Source organism: Photorhabdus sp. CRCIA-P01, assembly GCF_003545805.1.
GTDB classification, from domain to species: Bacteria; Pseudomonadota; Gammaproteobacteria; order Enterobacterales; family Enterobacteriaceae; genus Photorhabdus; species Photorhabdus antumapuensis.
In genome coordinates, this window is sequence record NZ_NMQR01000084.1 from 1 (window position 1) to 7,596 (window position 7,596).

At 39.9% G+C, this 7,596-nt stretch carries 5 protein-coding genes and 1 pseudogene; 1 reads left to right on the plus strand and 5 read right to left on the minus strand.

Annotation, left to right across the window (positions count from 1 at the left end; genetic code table 11):
- Positions 1-219: pseudogene (gene tnpA / locus D3222_RS22935) on the plus strand (IS200/IS605-like element ISPlu2 family transposase); the annotation flags it as partial.
- A 132-nt stretch (positions 220-351) separates the two neighbouring features.
- On the opposite strand, the gene D3222_RS22940 reads toward tnpA, so the two are convergent.
- The 5 genes from D3222_RS22940 to D3222_RS22965 all read right to left on the minus strand — a co-directional run.
- Complete coding sequence (locus D3222_RS22940; RefSeq protein ID WP_118988175.1) at positions 352-3,027, minus strand: beta-N-acetylhexosaminidase; 2,676 nt, start codon at positions 3,025-3,027, stop codon at positions 352-354.
- 688 nt (positions 3,028-3,715) lie between these two features.
- Entirely contained in the window at positions 3,716-4,165 is a 450-nt protein-coding gene (locus D3222_RS22950) for a cupin domain-containing protein (protein WP_118988177.1), read from the minus strand.
- 521 nt (positions 4,166-4,686) lie between these two features.
- Positions 4,687-6,354, minus strand: coding sequence for an FAD-dependent oxidoreductase (locus D3222_RS22955; protein ID WP_157975412.1), 1,668 nt, complete (start codon positions 6,352-6,354; stop codon positions 4,687-4,689).
- Positions 6,355-6,963: 609 nt separating this feature from the next.
- The gene (locus D3222_RS22960; protein ID WP_118988179.1) at positions 6,964-7,197 is read right to left on the minus strand and encodes a hypothetical protein; all 234 of its coding nucleotides are present in this window, start codon (positions 7,195-7,197) and stop codon (positions 6,964-6,966) included.
- 129 nt (positions 7,198-7,326) lie between these two features.
- On the minus strand, positions 7,327-7,596 hold a 270-nt coding region (locus D3222_RS22965; protein WP_118985137.1), incomplete at its 5' end, for an ISAs1 family transposase.

Here is a 7,596-nt window from a genome sequence, read left to right on the forward strand (position 1 = left end):
TTAGCGCCAAGTGAAATCATGAGAAGGCTGAAGGGGAGAACGGCCAGTAAGCTGTTTGAAGAATTTTCGCATTTGAAAAAGCGGTACTGGGGCCAACATTTTTGGGGGCGAGGCTATTTTTGTGCAACGGTGGGGCAGTTAACGGAGGAAATGATCAAAAGCTATTTAGAACATCATTTTGAACCCAATCCGAATGATAATTTCAGGATGGATAATTGACGCGTCGTTTAGCCGACGCGTATCCGGACTTTCAGTCCGTTAATCACTAACCCACCTACTTTAGTAGGTGGTTGTTTAGTTTTTCAGTTTCAGTGAGGAACCCATCAGGGTTCCCCTCTTTCTACAACACTATCAAGCCTTTACATTATCAATTCGACTGTAACGTTTACCATCCGGGCTGACAGAACGGATCAACACATCACCTTTCACTCTTGGACGTTTATGGTTGTTATAAACTTCCCAGTTACGACCGCCATCAGTCGAATACTGGATTACCAACCCTGGCAAAGCAACATTAGCCCGCAAAATACCACGTTTTACCTTAGCCCCCGGAACCGGCAGACGGTAAGCAATGCCTGCTTTATCCAGTTTACTAAGCTCACGTTGCCCTATCAGGTTAGCGAACCGGGTCCAGTCACGATTCAGCGCATCAACATCGACTTTATACGTTTCTCCGCGCTTATATACCTGACCCGGAACATAATCCAGCTCCCAACCGGCCCGATGCCATGCCCGTTCTGCTAACGGTAACAAGCGAGGATAAATCATATACTCCATCTGTTCATCAGTCCGAACGGTTTCACTCCATCCTTGACCTGACAGCCCATAAGCACCCGGCCACGGTTTATCACTTTTCGCGCGGAATGCATTACCATCACGGTCAACGGATGTTTCAGCGTTTTGTGGTATGTTATTGGGCGCAAAACTAAAGATCTTGGCTTCATCATTAAAACGAGCCGCCCAATAATAGCCACGTTCCTGCGGATGAACTTCATATGGCATATCCAGATAAATATAATCCGGATTGGATATAACCACTTCATAGCCCTTGTTCGCCCAATCATTGACTGAATCAAAGCCACCATCATAGAGAGCATCCCAGAAATTCACCCCAACGCGTTTGGTGGCAAAATCTTTAGCGCTGTCAGCATGTTTCAGTCCATCCTGCCACGCCTGCATCTTCTCAATACCATTAGTATTCACAATTTTGCTCACTTCAATTGCAAAGTAGCTGGCAAGATGATCAATGTCTTTCACAACACCCTGTTCTATCAACTTCTGACAAATCTGAGACTTAGCCCACGGTTTATCTTCCGCACTTTTATCAATAATGCCCTTACCCGGTACGATAGGACCCTTTTTATCCTGGAATCCGTCTCCCAAACGGATATTCTTCGCTTCATCTCCCCCGAAATGCCAAGTCTCCAATGGTGAGCCTGCTGCTTTATGCATAGCGGCAATTTCACCAATAACTTTCTCAACAAATCGTTTTGACGAATCCATACACGGGTTCAAATAACTGCGACGATCATAGAGCTGAACAGATGTTGCTCTGGTGGTATCCGTTGGGTCCAGCAAACGATATTCATTCGCCCCTTTCACATTCCCCTGAGCGATTAATTTCTTATAGCGGGCTTCCATGGAAACAACAGCGGCACGAGCATGGGCTGGCATATCAATTTCAGGAATAACGTCGATATAACGGGCTTTGGCATATTCCAGAATATCAATGTAATCTTGACGGCTGAAATATCCGCTACCCATATTGTTGCTATCGGGGCCTGAACCCAGTTGTGGTAACAAACATTGAGTTTCACTTAAATCATGACACCGCTGGCTGCCAACTTCCGTCAACTCAGGTAATCCAGGAATTTCCAAACGCCAACCTTCATCATCAGACAGATGAATATGGAATTTATTCAGCTTGTAACTTGCCATTTGGTCAAGCAAACGCAAGACCGACTGTTTACTGTGGAAATTGCGCCCTACATCAAGGAGAGCCCCTCGATATTCAAAACGGGGCGCATCTTTTGCCGTCAAAGTAGCAATTTTCCTATCGCCATCAACAGGAATTAATGACAACAGAGATTGAAGACCGTAAAACACGCCAGATTGGTCAAAAGCAACAATCCGTGCCCCATTTTGGGTAACATTCAGACGGTAAGACCCTTTCACTTTCCAATCACCAATAAAATCCGAAGAGACTATTTGGGTCGCAACGGGATAGCCACTATTCTCTAATTTAATGCCTTGATCAGTAAAACGCTTTCTGACAAGAATAACTGCCTCGTCATTTAAACCGCCCAATTCCAGCCTTACCCCACCAGATAAATCAGCATCCTCGGTAAAAATTTGAACCTCTTTTAGTGTCGGGATAATTTGCCCACGCAACTTTTCTGATCCAACCTTTTTGACCTGCAAATTCTTCATATAACGATTTTCAGGCGTCATCAAAATATTGTTATCTGTCTGTGTGCGTTTCCACTGATCACCGGTGAAAGCAGATAAGAATTGACTTAGATCTTCTGTATCCGTACTAACAAGCACTTTAGGCTTCGCATCGCCCGACGTTGCATACCAGCGAGGTAGAAAATCAGTGCTGTAAATCTGCCAGTATTCTCCAATAAACGGCAGTTTTACCTGCTCATTAGCTTTAATACCGGTGAATTTTTCGGTTGGCTCCAGTCTATGTAAATCACCCGTAATACGCGTGATTTTGAACTGTTCATTATCCATGCTCAGGACCTGACGAATACTGTGGAAATAAATCGCCCAGTCAGCAGAGTCAATCGCCTGATTACCATTGGTTAAAGTAATATCCACTCGATTACATTTAGCCCAGTCCGCCCCCAGTACCGCACAATTAACGCCGTGATCTCCCGCCTGATTATCAACAACCTTATAATTAACTTTTAATTGACTCAGTGCATCAACCACTTGCTGCGCTGTTTGGGAGGCATATGCAGAGCCCATAAGTCCAACAGTTGCAGTCAATGCTGCTAATGTATGTAATTTAAATTTCTTCATTAATTACCTCTTTCAAACACAAAAGTTATGTAAGGGTAAGCCGCTGCTCAGAAGCCATTAAGAGCAGCAACAACGAGCCATGAGAAGACAATAAACGGCATGATGACGTTGAATTTAATCGCTTTCTCGTTTTGGAAAAAAATGCCAATCTTTGAAACCATAAAATTATTGCCAAAAATGTAAGTCGATTTATAAAATAAAAAAATTACATTAAAAAATAAAATTAAAATCATCTAATCAACATCTATAAAGACTATTTTTCACATCATGAATTATCAATGGTAAAAAAGGGATTTTTTGTAAAATATGACAGAGAACACATTACAAAAAAACGCAATGACAATTATATACCTCATTGATATCAGAATAAAAAATAATACAAAAAAGAAAGATTAACAATATAAAAAACGCACTAAAAAACAGATTGATTAATACAAATATTTTCCAACTAAAATAGATGTAAAATTATTTACCAATGATAATATTATAAAAAATAAACTACCAATCGTGATTTGTTTTACTATTATAGAAAATAGTTAAATAACACGAGTTTAACTGAATAAAAAATATGATGATTGAGATATAATTAACATATAGAAAATACCGGGATATTACTAATACGATTTTATCCCGGTGAAATCATTATCTGTTTTTAAATACAATCTATAAAACCTACACTTCCTTAAATTCAAAACTCTTCACGAACAGCAAGACCTAAGTTTTGCAACATTGGCGCATTCTCACATGCAATATAGAATACGTCATCAATAGCACTACTATTGACATGTTGATGCCATGCCCATACAGGAACATATATCGCATCACCGGCTTTCCATGAAATATGTTGTTCACCAATGAGTGAATACCCCTCCCCATTAACGATATATATTATGGTTTCATAACTATGTCTATGTTTACGGGTCGATTGTCCAGGTTGTAACCCTCCCAAAGTCATACTGAGAACTTTACTGGGTAAATTAACCATAGCCACTTTATGGCGCCTTTCATTTGAGAAATTCAAATCTTGACTCACTTCAGAATTCAATACATTTTCATGAATCAATTGAGTAGGCTTATCTTCAATTAATTTTCCGGGAACTTTGCCAAAGTCCCCAGATGAGAAAAACGTTTTTTTCACTATAATTACCTCTAATATTGTAGTTTATTGTAAAATTTGTATTTTTTAACTCTTTTTAAATAACACTCAAAACATTTTATCTTCGTCATTATTTCTGCCTACCTTCTCTAATTATCCTAGCAATACCATGTCATATGTCCGTGATTTCTGACAAACGCACAAGAAGTGCCATCAAAATTACCAATAAGTTTTTTTATAATATTAACTGCATCATTCTGCGTAATAACAGTAGTGGTTGAACTATATTATCGTTCTATACACTCAACCACCCTTTCCACAAGTGCGCCTTTCTTAATGCGCTAACACCAAACTCCAATAATATTTTGATTGTTCGCTGACTTTTTTATATGTACACCAGATGTATTAGTCAACCATCAATGATTTATGATGACCATTATATTAGTCCTATAGATATTACCAGAAGGGCTGTTACCCGCCATAAAAACATCCGCCTTAACCATCATATCGTGATCCCTATTTCATTAGCGTCAATGTCTTCATCCCAGAAAATCATCCCTTACTTACCTACCGACAATTTTATCCAATATTGAACCTATGTTGTTAGGAACCCTATCACCTCTCCAGGCAATATATTGGTCAGGACGCACTAAAAGGAGCCTGGCTTGATATAATTGCCAAGCATCATGACCGGGAAGATCAATAATCTTGACCGGAATTTTACGTTGATATGCCTGAGCTAATAATTCAGATATATCTGGAAAATGAGATCCTACCCGAAGCAAACTAAACCCGGTGCCTAAAATATCGAACAGAGATACCCTAGTGCCAGGAATAGGTGTGAGCCATAAGTGTGGCAATCTCCCTCCGGGTACACTACTTGGTTTATAATTAAGCCAATCATCATCCGGTACTGGATCGCTATTAATAATATGATGAGAACTATCATATCGGGCACCCAGTTCCACACCGATAGAAGTAAATTGACAGCGAAAATGACTCAGCTCAATACCAATCTTTTCACGCGCCAAATCACCCGCGGAACCTGCATCCTCCAAATTTGCAGGCACATACAGTGATGCGGTCTTCCGGGTATAAGAACGTGCAGCGGCAGTATTTCTCCATGCAATTGGACGACGCTCGCTTTCATAAGAATCCATCAGCGCATTACCTGCCCAACCATTTATAGACGCAACAATTTTCCAGGCTAAATTGCTAGCATCGTCGATCCCCGTATGCATGCCAAAACCACCGGTGGGAGCAAATAAGTGAATAGAATCTCCTGCTAAATATACCCTACCCTCAGCATATTTATCAGCAACGAGAGCAACACCACCTTTCCATATCGTATTGCCAAGGACTAATACCTCAACATCCGAACCTATTCCTGCCTGCGCTATGCGAACGACTTCCAAATCATCGATAACTTTCCCATCTTTACTCTGGGTCACAAATAAAAAATCATCTTCACCATCCAAGCAGATAAATAACATCTTCTCCCTTGGTGAGACAATATTGTACATCCAGGATTTTTTGTCTCGTAATAATCCCTGGTGAATTCCAGGAACCCGGATATAACTGGAAACCATTCCACCAGTCAGAAAACCTGCCTTAGCTTCAACAGTTCCTTCATAAGCTATACCAAGCTTAGATCGAACAAAGCTCTGTCCGCCATCACACCCAACCATATATGCAGCTTGCCAGACTTCATCGGCATACTTCCCCTCAATATGCTCCGCATAAAGTTTTACTTCATCTTTATACTGGACAAAATCTTTAACGCGCCAGCCATATCTTATTGTGATATTTGGACGACTCTTTGCATATCGTAGCAGAAACCTTTCAACATACATTTGATTTGCACGTATTATTGGTTCTGGAACGGGATCTGTCGAAGCCGCATTTTCGCGCATCGACATTTTCTCCATTTCCGACGGCAACGTAATCCGTGCAAGCTCCCATCCATTAAACTTGGTAAAATATGATACGTCCAAAGGGAACTCTTTTGGTACGCCTAATGACCGAATAGGCTGAGATATACCTACACGACGAAAATGCTCCATAATACGAGCACTATGGGTACTGCCTTTAGGCTGCCATCGGGTCTCTTCCTCCAAATTAAAGATAACGGAACGAACACCATATAAATCCAGGAATAAAGCCAACATTAGACCAACGGGTCCACCACCAACGATGGCAACTGGTGATACAAAAATATTTTCCGAAGTCAAAATATACTCTCCTTAATAATGATTAATAGCAATAAATATTTCAGACCAAATATATCAATTAAAAAATTTATCTATATTTGAATTATCTCTTTTTCCTCGCTCCTCATATAAAAAAATAGTTATACCCTTCATCTTTCAAGCTGCTGCTTTGTTGGCTACTTTCACTCACCCCAGTCACATCGTTATCTATGCTCCTGGGGATTCGTTCACTTGCCGCCTCACTGCAACTCGAAATCTATTAGGTATATAATCATGCTCTATGCGTCATTCACTAAACACCATTTCATTTCCCTGACGGTTAAGCTCCACAACTCTTTTTCCTGAGTAATTGTGATACTTTCTCACTTCTTTAAGGAAGTGCTTATGTGTTATATATTGTGGATCGTCAAACACATGATAAGTTTCCCTGTTAAAAGAGTCACTTTCAAGAATAAATAAAAAGTTAGAGTTCAAAAAAATAACATCAAAATTTTCACTATTTTTTAATATTTAAAATAAATCGCCATATCCAACAGAAACGAATTAATTTTGCTTATATCACACTATACTAAACAAGGTATTCTTTATTGTTTCCTTAATATAATAAACAATAATCTGATAATATCCCTCTCATGCTGTCATACAATAATAACTCTTACGCCGTAGCTTGATTCCAAAAAAGAGGTATCCTAAATTCTTAGTAAAAATACCAGTGGACTGCTGAAAGTGAGTTGGTGGGAACACATCTTTGTGAATGTTAAAGAACCACTCCATACGTTCAAACTCAGAGACATCGGGAGATTTAGCAAGAATTAATCTTTTTACAGCTTCGATAACCGTATTTTCATAAAAACCTCCATTCACAATATTTTACCTTCTCCATAATCAACTCTAATTACTGGATATATATACCCGTTATCTTTCAAGTTGCCTCTTTGTTGGCTGCACTCACTCACCCCGGTCACCAGGGCGGGATTCCACTTTGTATTTAATTTAATCAAAGAGAAGCTGGCTACGAAATTCTCCTGACCAAGTCGCTCTTCGACGTTTCGCTGCTTGACTATCTTTTATACTCGTATTTTGTTTAATCACATTTAATGCTATTCGATTAAAAAGAGCCATTTGTGCTGCACCATCAGGATCTTTAAGCGAGATAGCATCTTCCCGAAAGATGACGTCTAAAACCCAGTGTAGCTCATTTTCCACTGACCAATGCTTTCTTATTGCCGTGGCAGCCCGCTCCACATCTAAAGGCAACGAACT